Annotated in this window: 20 protein-coding genes; 8 read left to right on the top strand and 12 right to left on the bottom strand. The window is 69.4% G+C overall.

The window, feature by feature from the left end:
• Positions 1 to 60: 60 nt before the first annotated feature.
• From ACQPX6_RS28610 to ACQPX6_RS28600, 3 genes are all read right to left on the bottom strand, one after another.
• On the bottom strand, positions 61 to 810 hold the full coding sequence (locus ACQPX6_RS28610) for a GAF and ANTAR domain-containing protein (RefSeq protein ID WP_433784158.1): 750 nt from the start codon (positions 808 to 810) through the stop codon (positions 61 to 63).
• Between the two features lie 1,459 nt (positions 811 to 2,269).
• Positions 2,270 to 3,178, bottom strand: a complete 909-nt coding sequence (locus ACQPX6_RS28605) for a mechanosensitive ion channel family protein (protein ID WP_433784156.1) — start codon at positions 3,176 to 3,178, stop codon at positions 2,270 to 2,272.
• A gap of 77 nt (positions 3,179 to 3,255) precedes the next feature.
• Positions 3,256 to 4,161: a DUF2382 domain-containing protein gene (locus tag ACQPX6_RS28600; RefSeq protein ID WP_433784155.1), complete on the bottom strand. Its 906-nt coding sequence runs from the start codon at positions 4,159 to 4,161 to the stop codon at positions 3,256 to 3,258.
• A 389-nt stretch (positions 4,162 to 4,550) separates the two neighbouring features.
• On the opposite strand from ACQPX6_RS28600, the gene ACQPX6_RS28595 reads away from it, so the two are divergent.
• The 6 genes from ACQPX6_RS28595 (at position 4,551) to ACQPX6_RS28570 (ending at position 11,171) form a co-directional block, all read left to right on the top strand.
• Complete coding sequence (locus tag ACQPX6_RS28595) at positions 4,551 to 5,222, top strand: RNA polymerase sigma factor (RefSeq protein WP_433784153.1); 672 nt, start codon at positions 4,551 to 4,553, stop codon at positions 5,220 to 5,222.
• A complete protein-coding gene (locus tag ACQPX6_RS28590; protein ID WP_433784151.1) occupies positions 5,219 to 5,914 on the top strand; it encodes an Asp23/Gls24 family envelope stress response protein in 696 nt (231 codons plus the stop codon). Before ACQPX6_RS28595 ends, ACQPX6_RS28590 begins: the two co-directional genes overlap by 4 nt.
• A 653-nt stretch (positions 5,915 to 6,567) precedes the next feature.
• Positions 6,568 to 7,844, top strand: a protein-coding gene (locus tag ACQPX6_RS28585; protein ID WP_433782182.1) for an IS3 family transposase whose coding sequence is annotated in 2 segments (ribosomal slippage) — positions 6,568 to 6,856 and positions 6,856 to 7,844 — 1,278 coding nt in all. Because the reading frame shifts where the segments join, the coding sequence is not laid out codon by codon here.
• Between the two features lie 297 nt (positions 7,845 to 8,141).
• Positions 8,142 to 9,206 (top strand): sensor histidine kinase, encoded by a 1,065-nt coding sequence (locus ACQPX6_RS28580; protein WP_433784150.1) that lies wholly within the window; start codon positions 8,142 to 8,144, stop codon positions 9,204 to 9,206.
• A complete protein-coding gene (locus tag ACQPX6_RS28575) occupies positions 9,203 to 9,850 on the top strand; it encodes a response regulator (RefSeq protein WP_433784149.1) in 648 nt (215 codons plus the stop codon). Before ACQPX6_RS28580 ends, ACQPX6_RS28575 begins: the two co-directional genes overlap by 4 nt.
• Positions 9,851 to 10,469: 619 nt before the next feature.
• A complete protein-coding gene (locus ACQPX6_RS28570) occupies positions 10,470 to 11,171 on the top strand; it encodes a hypothetical protein (protein WP_433784148.1) in 702 nt (233 codons plus the stop codon).
• 496 nt (positions 11,172 to 11,667) lie between these two features.
• Here ACQPX6_RS28570 and ACQPX6_RS28565 read toward each other — a convergent pair whose 3' ends face one another.
• From ACQPX6_RS28565 to ACQPX6_RS28535, 7 genes are all read right to left on the bottom strand, one after another.
• Complete coding sequence (locus tag ACQPX6_RS28565; RefSeq protein ID WP_433784146.1) at positions 11,668 to 12,402, bottom strand: DUF4386 domain-containing protein; 735 nt, start codon at positions 12,400 to 12,402, stop codon at positions 11,668 to 11,670.
• A 655-nt stretch (positions 12,403 to 13,057) separates the two neighbouring features.
• Positions 13,058 to 13,780, bottom strand: coding sequence for a DUF4386 domain-containing protein (locus ACQPX6_RS28560; RefSeq protein WP_433784144.1), 723 nt, complete (start codon positions 13,778 to 13,780; stop codon positions 13,058 to 13,060).
• A gap of 166 nt (positions 13,781 to 13,946) precedes the next feature.
• Positions 13,947 to 14,552, bottom strand: coding sequence for a hypothetical protein (locus ACQPX6_RS28555; protein ID WP_433784143.1), 606 nt, complete (start codon positions 14,550 to 14,552; stop codon positions 13,947 to 13,949).
• Between the two features lie 122 nt (positions 14,553 to 14,674).
• Positions 14,675 to 15,211 carry a hypothetical protein gene (locus ACQPX6_RS28550; RefSeq protein ID WP_433784142.1) on the bottom strand — a complete coding sequence of 179 codons (537 nt, stop codon included), beginning with the start codon at positions 15,209 to 15,211 and terminating at the stop codon, positions 14,675 to 14,677.
• A 147-nt stretch (positions 15,212 to 15,358) separates the two neighbouring features.
• Positions 15,359 to 16,045: an NAD(P)-dependent oxidoreductase gene (locus ACQPX6_RS28545; RefSeq protein WP_433784141.1), complete on the bottom strand. Its 687-nt coding sequence runs from the start codon at positions 16,043 to 16,045 to the stop codon at positions 15,359 to 15,361.
• On the bottom strand, positions 16,042 to 16,788 hold the full coding sequence (locus ACQPX6_RS28540) for a DUF4386 domain-containing protein (protein WP_433784140.1): 747 nt from the start codon (positions 16,786 to 16,788) through the stop codon (positions 16,042 to 16,044). Before ACQPX6_RS28540 ends, ACQPX6_RS28545 begins: the two co-directional genes overlap by 4 nt.
• 666 nt (positions 16,789 to 17,454) lie before the next feature.
• Entirely contained in the window at positions 17,455 to 18,165 is a 711-nt protein-coding gene (locus ACQPX6_RS28535) for a hypothetical protein (protein ID WP_433784138.1), read from the bottom strand.
• 320 nt (positions 18,166 to 18,485) lie between these two features.
• Between ACQPX6_RS28535 and ACQPX6_RS28530 the strand changes: the two genes are divergently transcribed.
• Together ACQPX6_RS28530 and ACQPX6_RS28525 are read left to right on the top strand one after the other, a co-directional pair.
• The gene (locus tag ACQPX6_RS28530) at positions 18,486 to 18,851 is read left to right on the top strand and encodes a hypothetical protein (protein ID WP_433784137.1); all 366 of its coding nucleotides are present in this window, start codon (positions 18,486 to 18,488) and stop codon (positions 18,849 to 18,851) included.
• A gap of 54 nt (positions 18,852 to 18,905) precedes the next feature.
• Entirely contained in the window at positions 18,906 to 19,055 is a 150-nt protein-coding gene (locus tag ACQPX6_RS28525; protein WP_433784135.1) for a hypothetical protein, read from the top strand.
• Positions 19,056 to 19,539: 484 nt separating this feature from the next.
• Here the strand turns inward: ACQPX6_RS28525 and ACQPX6_RS28520 are convergent, their stop codons facing one another.
• Together ACQPX6_RS28520 and ACQPX6_RS28515 are read right to left on the bottom strand one after the other, a co-directional pair.
• Positions 19,540 to 20,457 carry an NADP-dependent oxidoreductase gene (locus ACQPX6_RS28520; RefSeq protein WP_433784134.1) on the bottom strand — a complete coding sequence of 306 codons (918 nt, stop codon included), beginning with the start codon at positions 20,455 to 20,457 and terminating at the stop codon, positions 19,540 to 19,542.
• A gap of 451 nt (positions 20,458 to 20,908) precedes the next feature.
• Positions 20,909 to 21,874, bottom strand: a complete 966-nt coding sequence (locus ACQPX6_RS28515; RefSeq protein ID WP_433784133.1) for a DUF4268 domain-containing protein — start codon at positions 21,872 to 21,874, stop codon at positions 20,909 to 20,911.
• Positions 21,875 to 22,363: the final 489 nt, after the last annotated feature.

Raw genomic sequence — 22,363 nt, 5'->3', positions numbered from 1 at the left:
CCGTACAGCCCACGTCCTGGCACTTTGGACCGCCAGGCCCTCCGCGCGACGCTCACGACGTCAGGGGCGCCGCTTCCGATTCTTCTCCTTCTCCTCGGCGAGCCACGTCGCGACGTCCACCAGCTTCATGTTCGTGTGCTGGGAGGACCTGACGAGCATGGCGAACGCCTGGTCTTGGCCGAGGTCGAAGCGCTCCATGAGGATGCCCTTGGCCTGACCGATGACGTCCCGGCTCGACAGCGCGATGTTCAACCCGGCCATGCGCTGGGCGCCGTGCAGCACGAGCGCGGCCTGGGAGGCGAACAGCGCCCCGATCTCGGCCGTGTCATCGTCGAACACCTTCGCCGTGCCGGAGTACATGTTCAGCGCGCCGGCGCTGCCCGTGTTGGCGAAGAGCTGGAACGAGATCAGGGACTGGATCCCGCGCTCCGCGGCGGCCGGGGCCCAGCGCGACCACCGCTCACTTGCCGCAGCCATGTCCTGGATGAGCGTCCGCTGCTCGTGCCAGATCGCGTCGAGGCATGGGCCTTCCTGCAGCTCGCTCTGCAACCGGTCGAGATCACGCACCACCTCGGAGCTCGGCGCGTGCGACTCCACGGTTCCACGGCGCTCGACGAGCGAGACGCCGGCCTGCTCGACATGGGGAACCGTGTCGATCGCGCCCCGCACGATCAGCTCGAGCGTGTGCTCGACGCCCTCCTCGCCGCGTTCGATCAAGCCCCGCGCGGCCTCGTCAAGCGTCCGTGCCAGATCGCCTGCGACCTGGTCCCCGATGCCGTCGGCTTCCTGCTTGGGCTGCGAGTTGGCCATCACCTACCGTGCCTACTCGCTCACCGACCGACGGACAAGAAACCGCGCCACCTCGTGGGAAGCACAGCACCTCCGCCCCGCTGTCGCCACGAGCCGCCTGCGTCACATGGCGCTCGCCGCTTCCAGTCCTGGTCCGGCGACGGGGTCTTGCCCGCTCCTCCTGGCGGGGGCTGCGCCCCGACCGCCGCCCCGACGACCTGGCCGCTGATCCTCCGGCCGCTGATCGAGGGGAAGCCGCTCCTCGAGGGCACCGCTGCACAACAGCCGGCTCTGGAGCGGGTGGTCGGTGACGTCGGGGCGGCTCACCGAGCTCTCGTAGCCCGGGGGTAGCGGGCCGGGGAACTGCGGCGCCGGATCGCGGATCGGGTCGTGCACAAGCGCTGCGCGGCGCGGGCCGCCTGTTCCCACATCCGCGGCGATCGCGGGCGCTCGCCCCCGTCGCCCTCCGCGTCGCGGCCGCCGTCGCCGCCCACTTCGCCCTCACCCCACGCGCTGACCGGTAGCCGGTTTCTATGTCGACGGGCCGCGCTCTGTCTCCTGGGTCTGTCTCGGCGGCCGGGCTTGATCTGGAGCGGCGGATCGCCACCGAACGATCGATTCCGCGTGGGCGACGAGTTCGTCGAGATCGATGGACGAGACCGCTGTGCACGTCGTGGCGCTGGTGAGTCTCGCGGATATGCCTTCGGCTACGAGCTCGCCAACGTCGTATTCCACGACTCGTACTTCTTCCGGTAGGGCACGGCCGGGCTCACTCCATCCGACCGCGAGCATGCCGGTGAGCGCGTGGACCGACACCGACAGCTGCATCGTGACCTGCCTCTCGCGCCCGTACCGCGCCCTCGCTCGCTGCGGCGGGCCCCGAGATGTCGTCGGCGACGGCGCACTTCTTGTTACGGGCCATCTCAGCTTCGCTCCGGTCCTTGTTGGCGAGCAGCTGGGGCGGTCTCGCGGTAGCAGCAGTGCCCCGTCGGGGACCGTGAGGGGCGAGTTGGTCTAGGCGGTCGATGGGTCACGCGATGGCACGCGTTGTTGGTGCTGGTGCCCTTGTACCGACCGCTGGTGCCGGTGGCGTCCGTTGATCTCGTTGTTTGAACCGGGGGTGGTCTTCCGCCTGGCGCACACGCACCACGCGGACCGGCGGGACCTCGCGCCTGTTCGCGGTGGCGTGAGCACCATCGGACACCGCGGAGTGGCACGTCACGGCACTTGATCTGCCGGCATCATCTATTCGGGGCGGCGCGCGGCCAGACCGGCGATGTCAAGCGCACCGGGGTCCGGTGGAGGCTCCGGGGGCATGACACGTCGGTCCCCGCGCCCTATCGGGCAGAGCGCCGTGAGCGGGCCGGTGCGCAAGTGGGTTCGGCTAAAGGGGCTGAGACACAACAGCGCCCCGGCCTCGCGAGGAGGTGCCGGGGCGCTGTCGACCTCCCCCTGCTCGGGCAGGGAGGAGGCTTGGTGATCAGCGCTGCCGGTTGCCCCGCGGGGTTGTGCCGGGCTGGCTGTAGGAGTCGTCGGGCTGGGTCACTCGGATGGTCTTCTGCTCGGCGTTGCCCGCGGCGTGGGCCCCGCCGCCGTCAGCGCCCGATCCATCGCTGGGCGAGTACTGCTGGGTGTACTGCTGCGCCTCGGCCCGGGCGCGTTGCTGGCCGGCCTGCATGTCGGCGCGGACCTGGTCGGACTGGTCCTGGGCCTTGCGGTACCCGGAGTTGATCAGGTCGGCGGCGGCGTCGCGGCCACCGAGACCGAAGGCCAGCGCCGAGCCGAGCGCGACCGCCCCGATGAGGGCGATATAGGTCGCGGTGACGATCGTCTCCGCGATCCCGAGCTGGTTGAGGATCATGAACACGGCGATCGCCATGACCAGCGTCGGGGCCGCGGACCGGACAACGCGCCCGGTCGGGGTGTCGCCCATGGTGCGGTGCACCAGGCCGCCGACGGCGGCGGCGATCGCGGCGGCGACCAGGAAGATCAGCAGCGCGGCGATGACGTTGGGCAGGTACGACAGCACCAGCGTCATGAACGCCGACACCGCGGGGATGTTCAGCGTGCCGACCGCGGAGACGATCACGAAGACCATCAGCACGTACTGCACGACCAGCCCGACGAGCTGGGAGGGCTTGCCCCGCGGGGAGAACCGGGCGACGTACTCGCCGCCGGAGCCGTGGGTGAGCTTGTCGTCGACGCGGACCTTGCGCAGCAGACGGCTGATCCCGGCTCGGATGAGCCGGGCGATGATGTAGCCGATGATCAGGACGAGCAGGGCGCCGATCACGTTCGGCACGTAGTTCAGCAGGGTGGTGAACGCGCCCTGCAGGCTCTGGAGGATGTTGAACCCGCCACCGCCGGGGGCGGCCTGGTTGACGATCATTTGTTCTCTACTCCTTGACGAACTTCTCGGCTGGGGGGATGGCGGCGTCGGGAAGACGCCGCCATCCCGCGTCGGTCTCAGCGACGGGTCTGTCCGGACCCGGAGTCGCGGCCTGCGCTGCTGTCGTCGGCCTCGATCTGTTCCTTGCGGACCTCGTCGGAGACCTGCTCCTCGGACCGCTGGGTCTCCGTGTCGAGACGGACGCGCTCCTTGGCCACGGCCTCCTTGGCGACCACGGGGCGTTCCTCGTGCAGGACGACCTCGTGCTCCTCCTCGGAGATGGCCGGCCCGTCGTGCGCGGCGGGTGCGTTCTGCTCGGTGATCGGCTCCCGCTCAACGCGGACCTCTTCACGGGACACCGGCACGGTCTGGGTCTGCTGCTCGGTGACCACGTACTTGCGCAGGCGGGCGCGGCCACGTTCCCGGGTCTCGGTGCCGACGCGCAGCTCCTCCTCGGAGCGCGTCATCGCCTCGTCGGTGGTCGGTCCTGACGTGTCGTGGCCGACGGCGCCTGGGTGCTCCTGCTGCCCAGATCGCTCGCCCTGGGTCTGCCGGGACTGGTCGTGGGTCTCAGGTCCGGTGGCGCTGACGGTCGATGCGGACGAGTCGCCGTCCTGCTCGCCACCGGTCGGGGTGGCCTCGGTGCGCGCGGTGGCGGTGTCGCCGGCGTACTCGATGCCGTAGTGGTCGAACAGCTCCTTCTCCTGCTCGACCGACAGCTCCTGACCCGGGTCGTGATGCGGGGCGTGCTGGACGTCGTCCTTGGTGAAGGGCACCTGCAGCGACCCGCCCTGGTACTGGGCGGAGGCCAGGGGGACCAGCGAGACGTGGCTACCGAACAGGCCGGTCTTCACCGCGGCCCACTCGGGGCGCTCGGTCTCGTTGTCGAGGTACACCGTGTCGACCTTGCCGAGCTTCTCCCCGTGGCTGCCGGTGACAGTGGCGCCGCTGAGTTCACGAGGGTCGCTGACGTTGACGGCCATAGCCGAACCAACTCCTAGATATCCGCATGGCCCGTGCGAGGACGGCGGCCGTGCGGTCGATGCATCTGGGCTCCGCAACCCTGGCCGGCACAGCGGTGGGGTCACGGCGCGGCTCGCCTGAGGCTGGACGAGGACACAGCGCGACGTTGAACGGTCGGCTGCCGCGGCGGTCCGCATGCGGCGGACACGAACGTTGGACGTCGTCAGCGAAGGGGGCTCACGCGCGAAGAGTGTGCGCTGCGCCACAACCCTTCGGGGCCTGCTGCAATAGCGGCGCGGGCACTGGCCTTGCGCAGGACCTCTTGCGCCTGCAGGGCAGCTAGAGGGCGCCGGCTGGGTCGCATCAGCTCGATCTCGTGGCACGGACGAGCGGAAGGGCTCCTCGGTCGATGAACGACGGTCCGTCCTCGCCGTCCGGGTCCTCGCTCTCGAGCCTCACCCGCCCCACGGGCTCGTCGGACGCGGACGACCAGTTGATCGGGGCCACCGGTAGCTCGGAGCAGATGTCCCCCGACGGCGTCGGAGGCCTCGACACGCAAGCCGACCAGTGGTTGGTCGACAAGGCGAGCAGCGGTGATCCGCAGGCTATGGAGGTCCTGATCCGGCGCCACCGCGACCGGATCTACCGGATTGCGCTGCGGATGCTCGGCAGTCGCGAAGATGCCGAGGACGTGACCCAGGAGGTCGTGATCCAGGTGTGGAGCGTGATTGCCGGGTTCTCCGGAGCGTCGGCCTTCACGACGTGGCTCTACCGGATCGTGGTCAACCGCTGCATCAGCCATCAGCGCCGACATCGGCCAACGCGTCCTCTGAGCGAGGGCGACGACCCCAGCACCCCGGGCCCAGAAAACGCTGTGCTCGCCCGCCAGCGGGTCGAGGCCACCGCTGACGCACTGGCTCGTCTACCGGGTCCGTTGCGCTCGCCGCTGGTGCTCCACGAAATGGAAGGATTGAGCTATCGGGAGGTGGCGGCCATCCTCAACCTTTCCGAACCCAAGGTGCGCGGCCGCATCTACCGGGCGCGCCGCCAGCTCGTCGACGATCTGCAGGACTGGTCATGACCACGCCGCCCGCGCGCCCCTACGAGGGCGACGAACAGCCGGACACCGACCGGCTGCCGTGCGGCGCGCCGATCGACCGGCTGCTCGACCAGGTCTCGGCGGGAACCGCATCCGACCGCACCACTCACCAAGAACAGTGTCCGCACTGCCAGGCCGCGCTGGCCGAGTATGACCGGCTCTGGACCCCGGTCCGGGAGCTGGCCGCCGACGACGTGAAGGCCCCGGACACGTTGCTCGACGAGACCCTCCGCGGCCTCCGCGGCACCACGTCCGACCCCACCTTCGCCAGCATCCCCGGACCTGACGGCACCACGCGCATCTCCGCCCGCGTCGTCGTCGTGACCGCCCGCGAGACCGCCGAGGACGCCGAGGGCGTGCGGGTCGCCCTTGGCAAGATCGTCGACCCCGGGGCAGTCGCTCCCGGCGACCCCGAGGCTGACGACGAGGATCGGTCGGACGATCCGATGACCGATGCGCGCGTCGAAGGTCCGGCTCGAGACGACAAGCCCCGGGTCGTGGCCGGGGTGGCAGGCCGCAGCACCGCCGTCGAGATCACCCTCGCAGCCCAATACGGGGTCGATCTTGTGACCCTCGGCGAACGTATCCGTGCCGATGTCGCCCGCCAGATCGCGACGGTGACCGGGCTCCGTCCCGTCACCGTCTCCGTGGTCATCGACGACGTCTTCATTTGATCTCGACGCCGCCCATGCCCGTCGGCGCTGGGGGTGTGTGAGAGGAGCTCGACCGCGCGGCGTCCAACTCCCGTGGCCACCGGCCGAACTCCGACGGCCCGGCGCCGGACGCCGGGGAGTGGCATGCGGATCGCGGTCGGAGAGCACGAGACGATGTCCGGCGACAGTGCGGGTCGCGGTGACCGGCGACGTCGACGCGTTCACCGCGCCGGGCCTGGAGGCGGCGCTACGCGCGGTGCTGGACCGTCGTCCCGGACGCATCCGGCTCGATGTCGCTGTCGTCGGGGTCATGAGTGCCGCGGGGCTCACCGTCCTGCTGCGGCTCTGGAGCGCGACGGTCGGTGTTTCCCTCGACGTCGTAGCCCTTGTCGCCCTGCACGTAGTCAGGGCGGGTCCGCGGGCGACGTGGACCGGCGGGGCAGCTCACGGGCCAACCGCGAGCTGCTGCGCCGCCGCGGCATCGCCCACACCATCCCCGAACCCCGCGACCAGCCGCCAACCGTGCCCGCCGCGGCTCCCGCGGTGGACGACCGGTCGGCTTCAACTCAGCGCGCTACCGGCGCCGCAACGTCGTCGAACGAGGCTTCAACCAGCTCAATGAACTGAACCGCCCCGGCGTGTCCGGAGACCTGATCGTCTGAGGAGATCTGGTCATGACACGTCGGTCCCAGCCGCCCTATCCGCCGGAGTTGCGGGAGCGGGCGGTGCGCATGGTCGCCGAGGTTCGGGCGGACTACGAGTCGCCGTGGGCGGCGATGAACGCGGTCGCCGAGAAGCTCGGGGTGGGCACCGGGGAGACGGTGCGCAAGTGGGTCCGTCAGGCTGAGATCGACGGTGGTGTGCGCCCAGGCGCGACGAGCGAGGAGTCTGACGAGCTCAAGCGGCTGCGCCGGGAGAACGCCGAGCTCAAGCGGGCCAACGACATCCTGAAGGCGGCCTCGGCTTTCTTCGCGGCCGAGATCGACCGGCCACCGCGACGCTCGTGAAGTTCATTGACGAGCACGCCGCCCGCAGCAGTGCGGGCCGGCGGTGGGGCGTCGAGTCGATCTGCACCGTGCTCGGCGAGCTCGGTGTGTCCATCGCCCCGTCCACCTACTACGAGGCCCGCAAGGCTCTTGCGGCCGAGCCCACCGCCCAGGCATGTCGCGACGAGCAGCTGAGCGTCGAGGTGGCCCGGGTGCACGCCGAGAACTACGGCGTCTATGGCGCCCGCAAGGTCTGGGCCCAGCTCAACCGCGAGGACATCCCGGTCGCCCGCTGCACCGTGGAGCGGCTGATGCGCGCCCAGGGCCTGGCCGGAGTCCGCCGCGGCCGCCGGATCCGCACCACCATCCCCGGCGATCAAGCCCGAGCCCGCGACCTGGTGGGCCGGCGCTTCAACCCGGCCGCACCGGACCGGTTGTGGGTCGCGGACTTCACCTACGTCCCGACCTGGTCCGGGATGGTCTACGTCGCCTTCGTCCTCGACGCCTACTCCCGGCGCATCCTCGGCTGGCGCGCCGCCACCACGATGCGCACCAGCCTCGTGCTCGACGCCCTCGAGCAAGCCGTCTGGACCCGCCGGCAGGAAGGCATCACCGAGCTCGGAGGCCTGGTGCACCACTCCGACGCCGGCTCCCAGTACACCTCGATCGCCTTCACCGAACGCCTCGCCGAGGCCGGTGCCGCACCCTCGGTCGGCTCGGTCGGCGACGCCTACGACAACGCGCTGGCCGAGTCCACCATCGGACTGTTCAAGACCGAGCTGATCAAGCCGCGGGCGCCCTGGCGCACCGTCGAGCAAGTCGAGATCGCCACCCTCGAGTACGTCGACTGGTTCAACCACCGCCGACTACACAGCACCGCCGGCGACATCCCACCCGTCGAGCTCGAGCACGCCCACTACCGTCAACACCACGCCCAACCCGAGCCCGAGCACTCAATCCCATAGCTCTCCGGACACGCCGGGGCGGTTCAGTGAGACCGGAACTGATGCTGTTGTCGGTGGTAGAGGTCGTAGGCGTCGGGGTGCGGCGATCTTCTGATCCGTTGGTTGTGGGTCGAGTCCCACGGGGCCCACCACGTCTGGCCGGAATGAACAGGCACAGCTGAGCTGTTGTACTTTCCGGCGGATACGCCGAGCACGCGGGCTGCCTAGGCTGACCAGGTGGCCACCCACGCACTCCGCTCGCTGTGGGCCGAACCTCGACCCACGAATGCCCCGAATCGGGGGCCGCGGGACTGGGCCTTGGTCGCAGCACTGACCTGCTGGTCGGTGGCGGAAGTGGTGCTTCGCCAGGACCTGGCGCCGCGCCCGCTGCTGCTGCTCGCGGTGCTCGCGGTCCTCGGCCCCCTGCCGTGGCGACGCACGCACCCGCTCGTCGCGGTCGCGGTCTCCTTCGGCACGTTGACGATCGTCGACATCGTCAGAATCCTCACCGAGTCACGCGGCGCCCTGCTGAACAGCATCTCCGCGACGCTGATCCTGGCCTACGCCCTGTTCCGGTGGGGCTCCGGTAGGGAAGCCGCCAGCGGCCTCGGCCTCATCCTGCTCTGGCTGCCCATCACCACCGTCGCCGACCCCATGAGCCTGGCGGAGACGGTCGCGGGGTATGCGTTCTTCCTGTTCGCCGCCGCGCTCGGCGCCGCGATCCGCTATCGGACGAAGATCCGCTTCCGAGACATCGACCACGCCAAGGCCCGCGAACGCGAACAGCTCGCTCGCGAGCTCCACGACATCGTCGCCCACCACGTCTCGGGCATCGCCATCCAGGCCCAAGCAGGTCGTGCCATCGCGGCCTCCCACCCCGAGCGTGCCGTCGAGGCCCTGGTCGTCATCGAGGACGCAGCGACCCGCACCCTCACCGAGCTGCGCGCCATCGTCGGCGTGCTCCGCGCCACACAGGACACCGAGTTCGCGCCCCAGCCCGGCGTGGCCGAGGTCGAGCAGCTCGCCACCGATGGCCAGACGCGTCCCTGCGTCGAGGTGAACCTCTCCGGCGAGTTCGACGGTCTCAGCCCGGCGGTCGGGGCCGCGATCTACCGCCTCGCCCAGGAGTCCATCACCAACGCTCGGCGGCACGCCCGCCACGCGACCCAGGTCACCGTCGCCGTCACAGGCGACCCCGACCAGGTACGGCTGACCATCGACGACGACGGCTCCGCCGCTGGCGGCCGCGCCCCAGCAGGCTACGGCCTGGTGGGCATGCGGGAACGCGCCTCACTGCTCGGCGGCACCTTTCACGCCGGCCCCGCCGCCGAGCGGGGCTGGCGGGTGGAGGCGGTCCTGCCCAGAACCGGGACGCCACGATGAGCATCAAGGTCCTCATCGCCGACGACCAGCCCATCGTGCGCACCGGGCTGACGATGCTGCTCGACGCCCAACCCGACATCGACGTGGTCGGCGCGGCCGCCGACGGGCGCGAGGCAGTCCGCCTGGCGCTCCAGCTGCGCCCCGACGTCGGCCTGTTCGACATCCGCATGCCGCTGATGGACGGCATCGAAGCCACCCGACGCCTCGCCGGCCCCGACGTCACCGACCCCCTGCCGATCGTGGTCATCACCACCTTCGACCTCGACGAGTATGTCCACGGGGCGCTCAAAGCCGGCGCCCGCGGGTTCCTGCTCAAGGACGCCGGACCCGCCCTGCTGACCCAGGCCATCCACGCCGCCGCCGACGGCGACGCACTGATCGCACCCAGCGTGACTGTCCGACTGCTCGCAGCCTTCGCCCACGCACAGACCTCACCACCGAGGCAGCCGATAGAACCGCTCACCGCCCGCGAGGAGGAAGTCCTCGTGCCGGTAGCCCAAGGCCGCACCAACAATGAGATCGCCAGCGAGCTCTACATCACCCCGAGCACCGTCAAAGCCCACCTCGCCAGCCTCATGCGAAAGCTCGGCGCCCGAAACCGCGTCGAGGTCGCCATGTGGGCCCACGAGACCGGCCGCATCTGACGCCGCAAAGGCTCCCGCCGCCGTTCGCCGCAACCCCCCACAGCGTCGCAAAGCGGCGTGTACCCCTCGGAGGGACGCTGCGTCCTCTCACCGGATGACGGGCTATACAGCGCGCGGTTCTGAGGGCTAGCGTCGGACACTTCGGGTGCCCCTATGTGTCAGGGTGAGTTGGGTCAAGGCACACACAACAATCTGCTGGCGCTGGGACCGACAAGGTACCTAGAGATCATCGCGCAGGACCCGACGCAGCCCGAGCCGCTCGGACCGCCCCCGGTACGGCAGATCGACGTCGAGGTACGCCTGGTCGCACCGCTGTCCTCGACGGGATCGGGCTTCAGTGGCTCCTCGATCCTCCACCGACGTTGTCGAGAGCATCAGCACCTACGTCGATCGCGCGGTCCTGGGCTGGCGCCGTAGCCGATAGGCCTCGAATGCTGCGTGACTAGCAAGATATCCGCCGAAAGTACAAGAGCTCGGCTGGGCCAACGGCCAGGTTGAATGAGGCTCCCGGGGCTGATGTGCCCGCCGCTGGCATCCGTGAAGGTGGAGCACCCACCCGATCAAGCCAAGGAGCATTGTGATGAGAACACCTCAGACCCACTCCGCGCGAGGAGTCGCGATGAGCGTGGAAGGGGCAACCAGGGAGAACGCCCGCAGTCGGTTCGTTCGAGGCCGGCTCGTCGGCGCCGCGGCGATCGCGTTCGCGGTGTCGGTGGCGGTAGAGAACGCGGTGCTGGCGGGAACGGGCGCGCCGGCCTTCGGCTATCCGATCGAGGAAGTGCTGGCCTACTATGCGGCCAACCGCGTCTCGGTCGCGATCGCGTCCAGTGCGATCGGCCTGAGCCTGCCGCTGCTGCTCGTGTTCGTGACGGGCCTGCACGGCCTCGTGGAGCGGCGCGGTGGGGCGGGCGCCGACTGGTCGCGCCTCGTCTTGGCTGCTGGCGCGACGCTGTCGGCCATTTTTGCGCTTGGCGACGCCCTGCAGATCGGGCTCGCGCTCTCCGCCGACGGGCTCGCCGAGCCGACGCCCACGTTCGAGCTCGTCTGGCAGGTTCACGCGGCGGCGTTCGCGCTGGCGCTGCCGACGCTCGGCACCACCTTCATCGGCGCGGCCCTCGCCGCGCACGCGAGCGGGCTGACTCCGGCTTGGCAGCGCCTGCTGGGCCTGGTGGGCGGGAGCCTGCTGCTCGCCGCGGGGCTCGGCAACCTCGCGATCGCCGACGGCTCGGCGCTGATCTTCGTCGGGCTCCTCGGGCTAGCCGCCTGGCTCGTCTGGCTGCTCGCGACCGGCGTGCGCCTCGTCCGTAGCGACGTCGATTGACCCGTCCGAAAACACGAACCGACTCACGACCAGAGGAGGAACGAATGACGACCGGAGTGAAGGCAGCCGCGATCGCAGCGGCACTGGGGAGCGTTCGCCGGGTGCGCGATCGCCGACGCGGCGCTCGGGCTCGAGGTCAGCGGGACACCGCGGAGCACGTCGGCGAGGTCGCCTCAGAATCAGGCTGCTGTGAGTCATGTCGCCGCCGGTGTCTACATCGGGTTCGCCGCCAACGCCGGCGGCGGCTGAATCACCGCTGAGGCGGCTGGCGTGATCGTGTACGGGGACTGGGCGCGTCGCGGCTCGCGGTGGCGGCTCGTCGCGGGCTGGGCGGCGCATCCGCTATGGGACGTGTTTCGCTTGAAGATGTGGAGCGGTGGGCCATCGCCTCCGCACGTGACGACGCGTCGGGGCCCGACCGGTACCCCGAGCACCGGAGGTGCTCTGTGCTCTGGGACTCGGCAGTCGTGGCCAGGACCCCGCTGGTTAGGGTCGACTACGATCCGGCACCCCGTGCGACGGGTCCGCTGGCCCCAGCCGGCACCGGGGCTGGCTTGAATCCCTTGACGATGAGGTAGATCCCGAATGACAGCTCCCAGATGAACTCCGGGATCGTTGCGAGGCCCTGCCATATGGACCCACGCTCGATGACGCCGAACATGATGGGGATTGCCGAGGCGACGAGTAGTGGTCCTCCGATGAGGCCCAGGATCGCCAGGCCTCGTGGCACCAAGCCGGTGCGATACATCAGGAAGCCCAGGATCATTCCGTTCGCGACGCCGGCGAAGATGCCTGGCCCGATCAGGAACGCCCGATCGTAGATCGCGACGAAAGCCTCGCCGAGAGCGGGGTCAGTGGCAGCCGTGGCTTCCTGTCGCATGAACAGGAACGTGAGGAGGCTGATGATCCCGATGGCGATGAAGGTGCCCTCGACGAGGCGCGCGGCGACGTAGCCCAGAGCGAGACCTTCGCTATACCGCCTGAAGACCACGTACGGCACGACGGCCGTGCCGACGCCGGCGACGATGAGGATGAGTTCGAGGACAGCACCCAGAGCCACGCTCGCGGTGGGGTCGGCTCCAGCTCCGGTGATGAGCCCGGGGTCATCCCGCACTGGGGCGTAGAGGATGAAGTACGCGGGGATCGAGGTCACGAAGGTGACCACCATCAACCAACCCGTCAGCGTGGCGATCTTCCTCGTGTTCAGCGGGGGTCGCTCCGTCGTGTCCACTGGAGCAGTCGTCATACGTCCTCCTGGTGCGAGTTTCGGTTGAAGGCAACGAATGGAGATGTGGTGATCTTTGGATCCTCGCTTGGCAAATAGGGCTGATTAGTTCGAAGATGGCTTCCGTTCGTTCAGGTGAGTCAACCAAGGTCTCGCTCGGCGCTGTCAACGCCTATCCGCCGTTCGACTCAACTCTCGACACGAGACGGTCAAGACGCCGACAGCGTGAGTTAGCGCAATGGATCAGTTGCAATCTGTCTGGAGGCTGCCGAGCTTGGGTCCTACATGGAAGAGGACCTGGACCCGCGGCCTGTGCACGTGTAGCCCGAGGAGGGCGACTCGCAGGACCGCTTGCGGTGGCCCGGCGGTGCACCCGCGAGTCGGAGGCCATGCTGACCGGCCAGTCACATCCGGCTGAGGGCGTCGGCTTCGGCTGCAGCACGCCACGACGTGGCCACGAACGGCTCGGGTAGGTCCCGCCACGAGCCCGCGCGTTCGCGATCACGATCCCTTGATCACCTGTCGTGGCCACGAAACGGCCTGCCCTTGCCGTCTGCGCTCAGAAACGGCTGATCTGGGCCCACACGACCTCATCCGGGATCGGCGGCCCACGATTCGCCAGGGGATCGTGGGCCGGCGCAACCGACACGTGCTGGACGCCTCAGGTGAGTGTCGGGGTGACGCGTCCGGCGGGGCCGGTGGGGAAGGTGAAGCCCTTGACGATGAGCCAGATCGGGAGGATGAGCTCGAACAGGGCGCCAGGGAGCAGCGCCACGAGGCCGACGCCCTGGGTCACGTCGACGAGGCCGTACAGGTCGAGGACGCAGCCCGCCAGCAACGTCGGGTAGCTGATCAAGCCGAGGACCGCGAGCCAGCGCGGGATCACCCTCGAGCGGTACAGCAGCGTCGCCATGCACATCCCGGCCGCGGTGTTGACCAGGTAGATCATGATCAGCGCCACGCTGTACTGCGCCTGCAACAGCGCCTCGAGTGAGGTCGAGATCGAGGGGTCGATGCTGCCGTCGCGGAGTCCGGCTCCGAGCTCGATCACCAGCAGCGGGACGGCCAGGTAGAACAGGCTCGCCGCGAGCTCGGCGACCCGGAAGCCGATGTGGGCCTGGGCCAGCGACGCGCCGTAGGGCTTCAGCAGGGGGAACAGCAGGACAGCGATGCCGACGACGCCGAACTGTCCGGCCACGAGCAGTGCGCCGGTGGCCAGGGCGGGCGTGTCGGCGGAGGCGCCGAGCAGGAAATCGGGTCGGCCCAGGACCCCGCCGGTGAGCGTGCCGGCGCCGATGAACGCGGCGGTGGCGGTGAGGAAGAGCAGTCCGACCAGAATCGCGGTCCTTCTCGTGGATGCTCTCGTCGGCCCGCCCAGGGGCATCGGGCCGCCGGATTCCGGCGCAGCCGAGGTCGTCGCCCCGTCAGCTGCCGATCGGGTGGGGCGAGTGGTGGGGTCGTTCGCGGGTGGGATGTTCAACGTGGCCATGTCCGGGTTTCTCCTCGGTGTGGTGGACCTCCGACATCTGTTCGGTGCCGAACGGGTGGGATCAGGACGTGAGTGGAGGTTCGGCGCCCGAGCGGGGAGGGATGCGGATCACCAGGAGCCCCGCCAGGGCGCTGTAGGTGATCGCGCCGTACGCACCGAAGACGGTGTACTGCGCCTCGACGTCGATGCCGCCCACGGTGGTGACCGCCCAACCCAGTGCCCACAGCAGCGGTGCCGCGGCCGCCCACGTCCAGCGGAGTCGTCGTCCGGTGCGGCCGTGGAGGGCGAGGGCCTGGGCCGGGCCGACGACCAGACCGGTCAGCGCGCCCTGGACGGCGAGCTCACGCAGCGTGGTGCCGTAGCTGACCGCCGTGGCACCCAGCAGCAAGCCCACCCCCATCCCGACTGCGGTCGCGGTGATCCAGCGCAGCGCGGGCAGCCGCCGTCGCGCCATGAGGGCCTGGCCGGCACCGACGACGAGTCCCGTGACGGTCCCGCCGAGCAGGGCGGCGACGGGGCCGTCGACGCGGCCCACGACGCCCGTTCCCGCCAGTCCGGCGAGGGGGAACGCCAGGAAGCCCGCGGTCCACAGCGCCCAGCTCAGGGTCATCGAGCGCGCGCCGCCGGGGCGGGAGCCGGCCAAGCGGGGTGGAGCGGTCGAGGTCATGGGTTGTCCGTCCGAAGCGCAGCGATGAGGAGGCTCCCCGACCTGGGCGCCCGTATGGTTCGGCGGCGCCGCGCCGGTGCCCGTCCCACGATCTGAGGGTGGTCGGTGTCGAGGTCCACGATTCAGACCCCGGCGTCGACTTCAGGCTGAGCGCCTCGGGACCGTGGGGGGCCGTCCTCGTCGATCGAGCGCGACGGCGTCGAGCGCCACCGGTCCCCGCGGTTCGTCACGTATTGCCGGAACACGTAACCCCAGGGAATGACGACGACGACGATCAGGACCCAGGGGAAGGTAGAGACCACCCTGAGAGTGGCCGGGTCGATCTGGTCGGCGGTCCACAGCGGTAGCACTACGGCAAGCAGCCAGACCAGCTTCCAGCCGCACTCGAACAACAGCACGGGCAGCATCTTCAGGGGATATCGAATTCCCAGGAACGCGAGCAGGGACAACGCCACCAGCATGGAGGTCTCGACGCCGTCCATCAGGGGCCAGGGCTGGGCGTGGTTGAACAACAGCGGCCATTTCGTCAGGGCGAGCCCGACGGCGAAGATAAGATACCCAACCCGCAGGAAGTACAGGCGAACGAGCGACACCTGATCGCCGGCGCTGGGCCGGTGCTCCTCGCGGCGCGCTGCCCCGACGATTCGAGAACCCATCATCACAACACTCCTTCATGGATCGTGGTGGGACCAACCGCGACGGTCGTGCGATCTCGCATCGCGGTGCAGGGTGAGAGGTGACCGGGCGGGGCGCTCCATGAGGCCGGCAGCGGCTGTCTCCGCGTCCCCGGTGGATCGACGAGTGCGTCACGTGGTGTCGGCGTGCGCGAGGGCTGAGGGCGTCCTCCTGCCGACGATCGCAGGGGTCTCGTGGACGAGCTCGTCGTTCTCGAGGGCGTCCACCATGAACAGGGCGAAGTCGACACGGCGCGTGCGGTTGCTCGCCAGCACCGGGTCGCCGACGTGGCGGCTCCACACCGGCGGGCCCTCACTCTCGCCCTCCTCGAGGTCGCTACCGCGGACGACGGTCCAGCGCGTGTCACTGTCGAACACCCGCCGGCACGCCTCGACCTGATCGTCGAGGTCAGCGAAACGCGCGAGACGGGCGAGCGGGCCGGCGATGCGCACCAGAGCCCGGAGCTTCCAGGAGTAGACGTCCTGGCCGTCGCGGGTGATGTGCCACCCGCAGGAGAAGATCAATCGAGCCCCGGCCGGCGCGTGGTCGAGAACGGCTTGGGCCGTCCCCGACGCGTAGCCGTGGACACCTCGCGGCACCAGCACGACCAGCACCCCGGCGCATCCGGCCACCGCTCGCGCGATGACCGCGGGGTCGTCGGTGGGTCCCGGGACGATCGTGATGCGATCTCGGAACGCGTCGAGCTTCGGCACGCTCTGCTCGCGGCACACGCCGACCACGTCGTGGCCGCGGTCCAGCGCATGTCGGATCATGTACTGGCCGAGCTTCCCCGAGGCGCCGACGACACAGACCTTCATGACAGGCGCTCCGTCATGCTCCGGGCGCCGGGGCCGGTCACGTCATGGCTGTCCAGGGAACGAGATCCCTCGCGGCGCCGCGGTCGGTCCACAAGCAGGCGTCGCCCGAAGATCACGAGCCACAGCGCCAACAGGAACTCGCCGAGGAACGTGAAGTTCGAGACGTCGGTCCAGGACTCGCCGTAGAGGACGGCGGCGAAACTGTCGACGACGTAGCCGAGACCGGCAATGGCGAGCAGGACACCCAGGAGCTTGGGAACGGAGCCCGACCGGTAGGCCAGGTAGCCGAGGAGCAGCAGGTGAAGGCCGAACAGGAACAGTCCAGCGCCCCAGACGTCGGTGAAGGTGTTGATCTGCAGGAGCGCCTGCGCCTGCAACTGGTCAGTGCCGAACACACTGCGGTACTCCTCGCCGGTGAGGAGGCGAAGCGCCCCGGTGAGATGGCCGACGGCGGCCAGGAAGACCGCGGCGAAGACGATCCTCATCCACGCGGCGAGCAGCGAAATGCTTCTGCTGACCGGGCTGAAGACGCGGTACAGCGCCCACGCGACGACCACGTCGAGGGCGATCACCAAGAACAGGCTCAGGATGCTGAGCCGGAACCGACCGTCGGACGCCGTGATGTCCCGGGCTGTTGCGCCTCCGTCTCCCGGGGTGACCAGACCATCCAGGACAACGACTTTGCCGAAGGCCGCGAGGGCGGACATCACGAGGAGCCCGACGCCCGCGATGATGCTGGCCATGCGCATCGAATCGTGCGCCCCCGATCCTGGTGCGTCCGACATCCCCTCCGGTCTGTCGTCGCGGTGCATCGGCTGTCTCTGGATGCGGTCCGTCATCGGGTTCCCCTCGACAGAAAGCGCTGGCGTCGCCGCGCAGAGCGCAGGACGTGGCGGTGGTCGTTGGTCCTGCCTCGGAGCCCTGGGCCCCGCACCGGGAACCCTGGGGCCGTGGGCGCCGACGGAATCATGTCCGGCGAGACATGTGGGCTGGTGGAGCAAGAGCCAGGACCAAGCGGAGAAGTCGGCGGCTTCGGAAGGCGAGGCACGCAGGGGTAACGCACTGGTCCTGGCGCCGCCGCGCACCGACCAGGTCGGCGCGCGGACCGCGAAGCATCGATGGCCACGATCGCCAACCGCCGGCGAGGGGGTCGCGACGTCTCCCGATGGGCCACCATGACTCCCCGCCGCCGCAGAAGGCGCCGGCGGAGGTCTGGGTCGACGTCGGCTCGTATCGGGTCTAACGACCTCGAACCACTAATTACTCTCCGCTCATTGCTCACGGCCTGTCAAGGCCAGAGAGGGCCGAACGGATGAGTGCAGCGAACGTATCGCCTGCCCGGCTCGGGGAGTCCAGCCATCCATCGGGACCCTTTCAACCCGAGCAGAGATCGATCCCGGCCTGGGCGGCTAGATCGCTCGCTCTTGCGTGTTCGGTTCGAGCGATCCCCTGGCTCTCGAGGCGACCACGACGAGCAAGACCGTCCACGCCAGGAGGAGGGCATAGCCGACGAGGATTGCGACCGTGTTGCTGTCGGGGAAGCCCTCGGCGCCGAGCACCCAACCTTGCACGAGATAAGCAAGACCGGACAGTGCCATTAAGTACCCGAGGGCTTTCGGCAACCTTGCCGAAATGGCCACTGCGGCGCCGAGGAGGATCAAGGCGATGCCGAACGTGAAGCAGTGATAGCTCCTCGTGCCCCACTCCAGCCAGCGGATCGTCTCGGCGCTCGCGAAGCGTGCAGCCTTCTCTGCCTCCGGCGCCGTCGCCCACGCATTAACGGCTTGCTTCAGGGCGACTCCGTCCACGCCCTGCAGGACGCCGTAGAGCCCCAGTGCCATGGCCGCGAAGACAGCTCCCAGCCGTGCCACCAATGCTGCACCACCTCCCTGCACGCCGAGGGCGACTCGTAGGACGATAAGTCCCACGATGAGCGCGGACATGCCAGCGAACTGGCCGAGGTGCACCACGGTCCAGCTGGGACTGCTGGCGTACTCGAGGAACACCACGGGGTGGTCGTTGGCCGGACCGTCGGGATGGAAGAGGCCCACCACCACGTAGAGAACGAAGCCGACGACGAGGAGCGCGGCCGAGAGTCGAAGCGTGCTGCGATCGATCACGGGTCATCCCCTCTGTCGCACGTGGGGCCCTTCGCAGTCCCCATGGTGACTCTTCGCGGTGCCAGGGTGGAAGGGCGCCAGACGCGACTAACTGCCCTCCCTCGCGGGCGCGCGCAGCGTCGCCGGGGCCGGCGAGGCGACCGATCCCGGGCTGCGGTGTAGTGCCGCGGCCGCACGGCGGTTGAGCGGGGCGACGATGGGGGTGTTCGATGAGGTGCGTCGCGCGCTCTGAGCCCTTTCCGGCACTGTCGCTGCTGGACCCATCGCGCTCCGGACCTCGGCGAGGGCGGTGATCGATGGCGGCCTCGACAGCCAGCTACGTGGTGACCGTGGTCATCGGCATCATCGTCGTCCTGGTGGTGGGTCAGCTCCTGCGCCGGCTCGGACGCGACTTCCTCCGCGAGGTCTACGGCGACCGAACGATGGCGACCTCGCTGAACGCCCTGCTGGTCACCCTGTTTTATCTGTTCGCGCTGGGTCTGCTGACCCTGGTGTCCGCCGCGGACCTCGGACTCGGCGGCGTCCAGCTGGTCATCACGAAGACAGGGATCTTCCTGTTGATCCTCGGGGCCGTGTACGCGCTGACCGTGCTGGGGCTGGAAGCCGCGCGGAAGCGCCGGCGGGAGGAGGCTTTGGAGGACAGCATTCGTCCGCGAAGAACAAGCCGAAGGCCGCCGGGGAACTAAAAGGGCCTGCGCGACAATGGCGACGTCCGGACCGGGGCGCGCGTTGTTGGCGAGGTGTACGCGGTATTCGACTTCCGCGAGCCTGCCCGCGAGGGGCTCCCCGGCTGGCTGGACTTCGACGTCCCCGATGACCGCTTCGTCGCCGCCGCGATGCGCCTGCAGTCCGACCATCCCGGCTTGGCGCGCTACGTCGCCACCCAGTGACCTCCACCTGCAGAACAAGCTCGCCGCGGTGGGCCTGCCCTTCATCGAGCTTCCCTGACGGGGCCGAGGACGCCCGCGGGGCGCCGCCGCCCGGCATGATTAACTGAGTGACTGCGAGTTTGACTGCGAGTCACACTCGACTGTGGGCAGCGCAGGCAGCACCGCCGTCGTGTGGGTCAGCCTGAGCAGGCACAACCACCGCAGTTGCCACGAAGCCGCGCTCTTTTAATCCGTTGGTTGTGGGTTCGAGTCCCACGGGGCCCACCCATCATGAGCAGGGGCTTATGTCGCTCAGTGTTCTCGGGCACGGGGTTTGATCCGCCCGTCGCTCACCAGCGTGGGCCGCAGAACATCTTCCGGCTGCGCCGCGTCGACGGCCCTGCGGGCGGGCTGTGCCGGACCACCGGGCGCGGCCCGAGAGATCGCCGAGCAATGATGACTTCTCGCTCAGCGGGGTCGTCCTTTGCTTGGGTGTGCCGAGTCCTCAAGAGCGAACGCGGATGATCGTCTTTCCCTTCACCCGCTCGGTGGGATTGAACGCCGCAACGGCATCGTCGAGGGTCGCGACGTTGCCGAGGACCGTTCGCAGGCGTCCGTCCCGCACCCGCTGGACGACCTCAACCAGTTGGGCCCGATCGGACACGACGACGAAGTCGATCGCCAGGGCGCCCGCGGGCCGCACCTCCGGCGGGCCGGCGATGGTCACCAGTGTTCCTCCGGCTCGGACCAGCCCCGCCGAGCGCTTCCCGATGTCTCCACCGATGACGTCGAACACCAGATCGACTTTGCCGACGTCTTCCAGCGGGTCGTTGTCGAGGTCGACGAACTCCGCCGCGCCGGAGTCGAGTGCGGTCTGACGGTCGGCAGCCCGGCCGGTACCGATGACGTAGGCACCGGCTTCTCGCGCGAGCTGGGTCACCATCGAGCCGACGCCTCCGCTCGCACCGTGCACAAGCACGCTCTGGCCCGACTGAAGACGGCCGTGCTCGAATAGTCCCTGCCATGCCGTCAAACCCGAGATCGGCAGGCTCGCCCCCACCGTGGATTCGACGTCGCCCGGCAGCGGCGCGAGGTTGCGCGCCTCGACAGCCGCGTACTCCGCGAGGGTGCCGTCGCGAGTCCAGTCGGTGAGGCCGAACACCCGCTGCCCCACCGACAGCCCCGTCGTTCCATAGCCGAGGCGGCTGACCGTCCCGGCCAGCTCGTGCCCTGGGATCGACGGTGTCCGGTCACGGCCGAGGCGATCCGTCCAGCTCGACGGCCACGACAGCTCACCCGGGGTGAATCCCGACGCGTGAACCTCGACGAGGACGTCGTTCCCTGCAGCCTCCGGCTCAGGACGCTCGGCCAGCGTCATCCCAGCCGTTCCCGCGGCCTGATCCGTCACCACGATCGCCCTCATCCGGCATCTCCCCGTATCCGGTCTTGGCACCTCGGCTCACGCCTCGAGCACCGCGTCTTCCGCGGCCGTCACCGATGGGCCGCTCAAGTCAGGTACCTCAGCAACCGGACGCCGCCGGCGCCAGGGGCGGCGGTCGTTCGCGGGCAGGACCCGCGCCCGCACGCGCGCACGGCGCCGGTGGGCGTGTGTGTGCGTGACGCGCGGATGGCGCCGGTGGGCGTGTGTGTGCGTGGTGGCCCCGCGGGAGATGACTCGGGCAGCGCCGGTCGTGGGGGCTCTCGGCTGCCACGAGGTCCCCGCCCCTTGTCGCCCACTGGCTCCGAGCCGTCCTGAACCAGGGACGCGGGCGTGGAGGCCGAGAGGCAGCACCGAGCGTCTCCTCCCGCCACCGGGGCCCGCCCGAGGTAGCCCGACGACCACCCATCACGCGAGCGGGCCCGATAACCGGCTTCTATGTCTCGATGTCGGCGAGGACGCGGGTCGAGACCCTGTCGATCGCGGTGCGCAAGCGCGCGCCGTGGTCGACGAACCAGGCGATGAGAAAATCGTGTGAGGCGGTGTCGGTGATGTCGCCATCGGTGTAATCGGCGATGCGGCTGGCTCGGCGGTGGGGTAGTTCCTCCCAGTTCAGCGGGCCGCCGTAGTCGCCTTCGATTTCCGCGCGGTGATGGTGCAGCGCGGCGTAGAGATCGGCGACGCGGGTCGGGTCGCCGGCGGCGTCCAGGTAGAGCTCGGCGCGCACACGGCGCTGGGCGACGAAGGTGAAGGCGTAATAGGACTCGCCTCGGAACGGGCTGGGCAGCTGCAGCCAGTTAGCGGCGCCGGGTCGTCGGTTCCTGGTCCAACCCGGGTGGCGCTGGTGGACCTGCTCGAGGCAGCGGACCCAGAAGCGTTGATATAGATCTGCGCGGGCGGAGGACGGGGCGGCGGCGCGGGCCGCGGTCGCGACTCGGGCGTGCCAGCCGTTGGGCTGAGCCCGCAGTCGCAGCAGCGGGGCGGGCGCCGAGTCCCCGATCGCGACCACGGCGAGCTCGATGCCGAAGAAGCGAGCCCGGTCACCGGCGAGGTCGTTGAGCAAGTCGAGGGCCTGCCGGTGCTCGTCGCGGAACGTCGGCGCGATCCAGACGACGGTTTTGGCGTCGGTCCCGGCCGCGTACGTCACCAACTTCCCGAGGTGATCGTGATCGGTGGGGGTCAGTTGGTTCTCTACGATCAAGACGCAGTCATGTGTCTGGTCCCGCCCGACGAGGTCCACGGCGAACGAGCCGACTGGGTGCTCCGACCCGGAGAGCTCGAGATCGATGCCGAGCACGTCCATGAGGGTGTCCGCGTGGGTGAGCAGCCAGGGCGTCAGGTCCAGCGCCTCGTGGTTCCAGACCTCCCGCAGCGGGACCTCCCGCAGCCGGCCGAGCTCCATCGAGGGCTCCCTTCCAGGCCGCGAACACGCGCAGCCTCATCTTCAGCTCACTGATCGTCGCGCCCTGGTGACGTGCTCGACATCCTCGACCGTCCACGACTGACGCGGGTGAGCAGGTGCCCAGCCCATGCGACCCACCGAAATCCACCGCAGTCGAAAGAAGCCGACAGGCGCCGCGGATGCGCGACGGCTCGTGGTGCGGGTCGTGGTGCGAACCGGCGGCTAACGATGCTCCGTGGTCCGGTCGGTGAGGCCGACGCCAGTGTTGTTGCTGGTAGAGGTTGCAGTAGCCGAACTCCTGCGATCTATTAATTCGCAGGTCCTACCTCCGAGGTGCGCAGCGTCGGCCCCTCATCCGACCTCGCCGCCGTTGGTGCGGCCCGCTCCATGACCGGCACTTCATGCGAGCTGGCGGACGTTCCGCACCAAGAACCGTTGCTCTACATGCCGCTGCTGAGGACACCAGGCCGAAGCGCTTGCGGCTCGCCT

This window comes from Actinomycetospora sp. CA-101289 (genome assembly GCF_050955895.1).
GTDB lineage: Bacteria > Actinomycetota > Actinomycetes > Mycobacteriales > Pseudonocardiaceae > Actinomycetospora.
This window is presented reverse-complemented; position numbering and strand designations above follow the sequence as displayed.

What these genes read in the sequence shown, in the direction of transcription:
- ACQPX6_RS28570 (WP_433784148.1), top strand. Translation starts at nt 10,470, where the DNA reads ATGAGCGTGGAAGGGGCAACCAGGGAGAACGCCCGCAGTCGGTTCGTT.
- ACQPX6_RS28575 (WP_433784149.1), top strand. Translation starts at nt 9,203, where the DNA reads ATGAGCATCAAGGTCCTCATCGCCGACGACCAGCCCATCGTGCGCACC.
- ACQPX6_RS28605 (WP_433784156.1), bottom strand. Translation starts at nt 3,178, where the DNA reads ATGATCGTCAACCAGGCCGCCCCCGGCGGTGGCGGGTTCAACATCCTC.
- ACQPX6_RS28520 (WP_433784134.1), bottom strand. Translation starts at nt 20,457, where the DNA reads ATGAGGGCGATCGTGGTGACGGATCAGGCCGCGGGAACGGCTGGGATG.
- ACQPX6_RS28545 (WP_433784141.1), bottom strand. Translation starts at nt 16,045, where the DNA reads ATGAAGGTCTGTGTCGTCGGCGCCTCGGGGAAGCTCGGCCAGTACATG.
- ACQPX6_RS28540 (WP_433784140.1), bottom strand. Translation starts at nt 16,788, where the DNA reads ATGGCCAGCATCATCGCGGGCGTCGGGCTCCTCGTGATGTCCGCCCTC.
- ACQPX6_RS28560 (WP_433784144.1), bottom strand. Translation starts at nt 13,780, where the DNA reads ATGCCCCTGGGCGGGCCGACGAGAGCATCCACGAGAAGGACCGCGATT.
- ACQPX6_RS28550 (WP_433784142.1), bottom strand. Translation starts at nt 15,211, where the DNA reads ATGATGGGTTCTCGAATCGTCGGGGCAGCGCGCCGCGAGGAGCACCGG.
- ACQPX6_RS28595 (WP_433784153.1), top strand. Translation starts at nt 4,551, where the DNA reads ATGAACGACGGTCCGTCCTCGCCGTCCGGGTCCTCGCTCTCGAGCCTC.
- ACQPX6_RS28590 (WP_433784151.1), top strand. Translation starts at nt 5,219, where the DNA reads ATGACCACGCCGCCCGCGCGCCCCTACGAGGGCGACGAACAGCCGGAC.
- ACQPX6_RS28515 (WP_433784133.1), bottom strand. Translation starts at nt 21,874, where the DNA reads ATGGAGCTCGGCCGGCTGCGGGAGGTCCCGCTGCGGGAGGTCTGGAAC.
- ACQPX6_RS28610 (WP_433784158.1), bottom strand. Translation starts at nt 810, where the DNA reads ATGGCCAACTCGCAGCCCAAGCAGGAAGCCGACGGCATCGGGGACCAG.
- ACQPX6_RS28555 (WP_433784143.1), bottom strand. Translation starts at nt 14,552, where the DNA reads ATGACCTCGACCGCTCCACCCCGCTTGGCCGGCTCCCGCCCCGGCGGC.
- ACQPX6_RS28600 (WP_433784155.1), bottom strand. Translation starts at nt 4,161, where the DNA reads ATGGCCGTCAACGTCAGCGACCCTCGTGAACTCAGCGGCGCCACTGTC.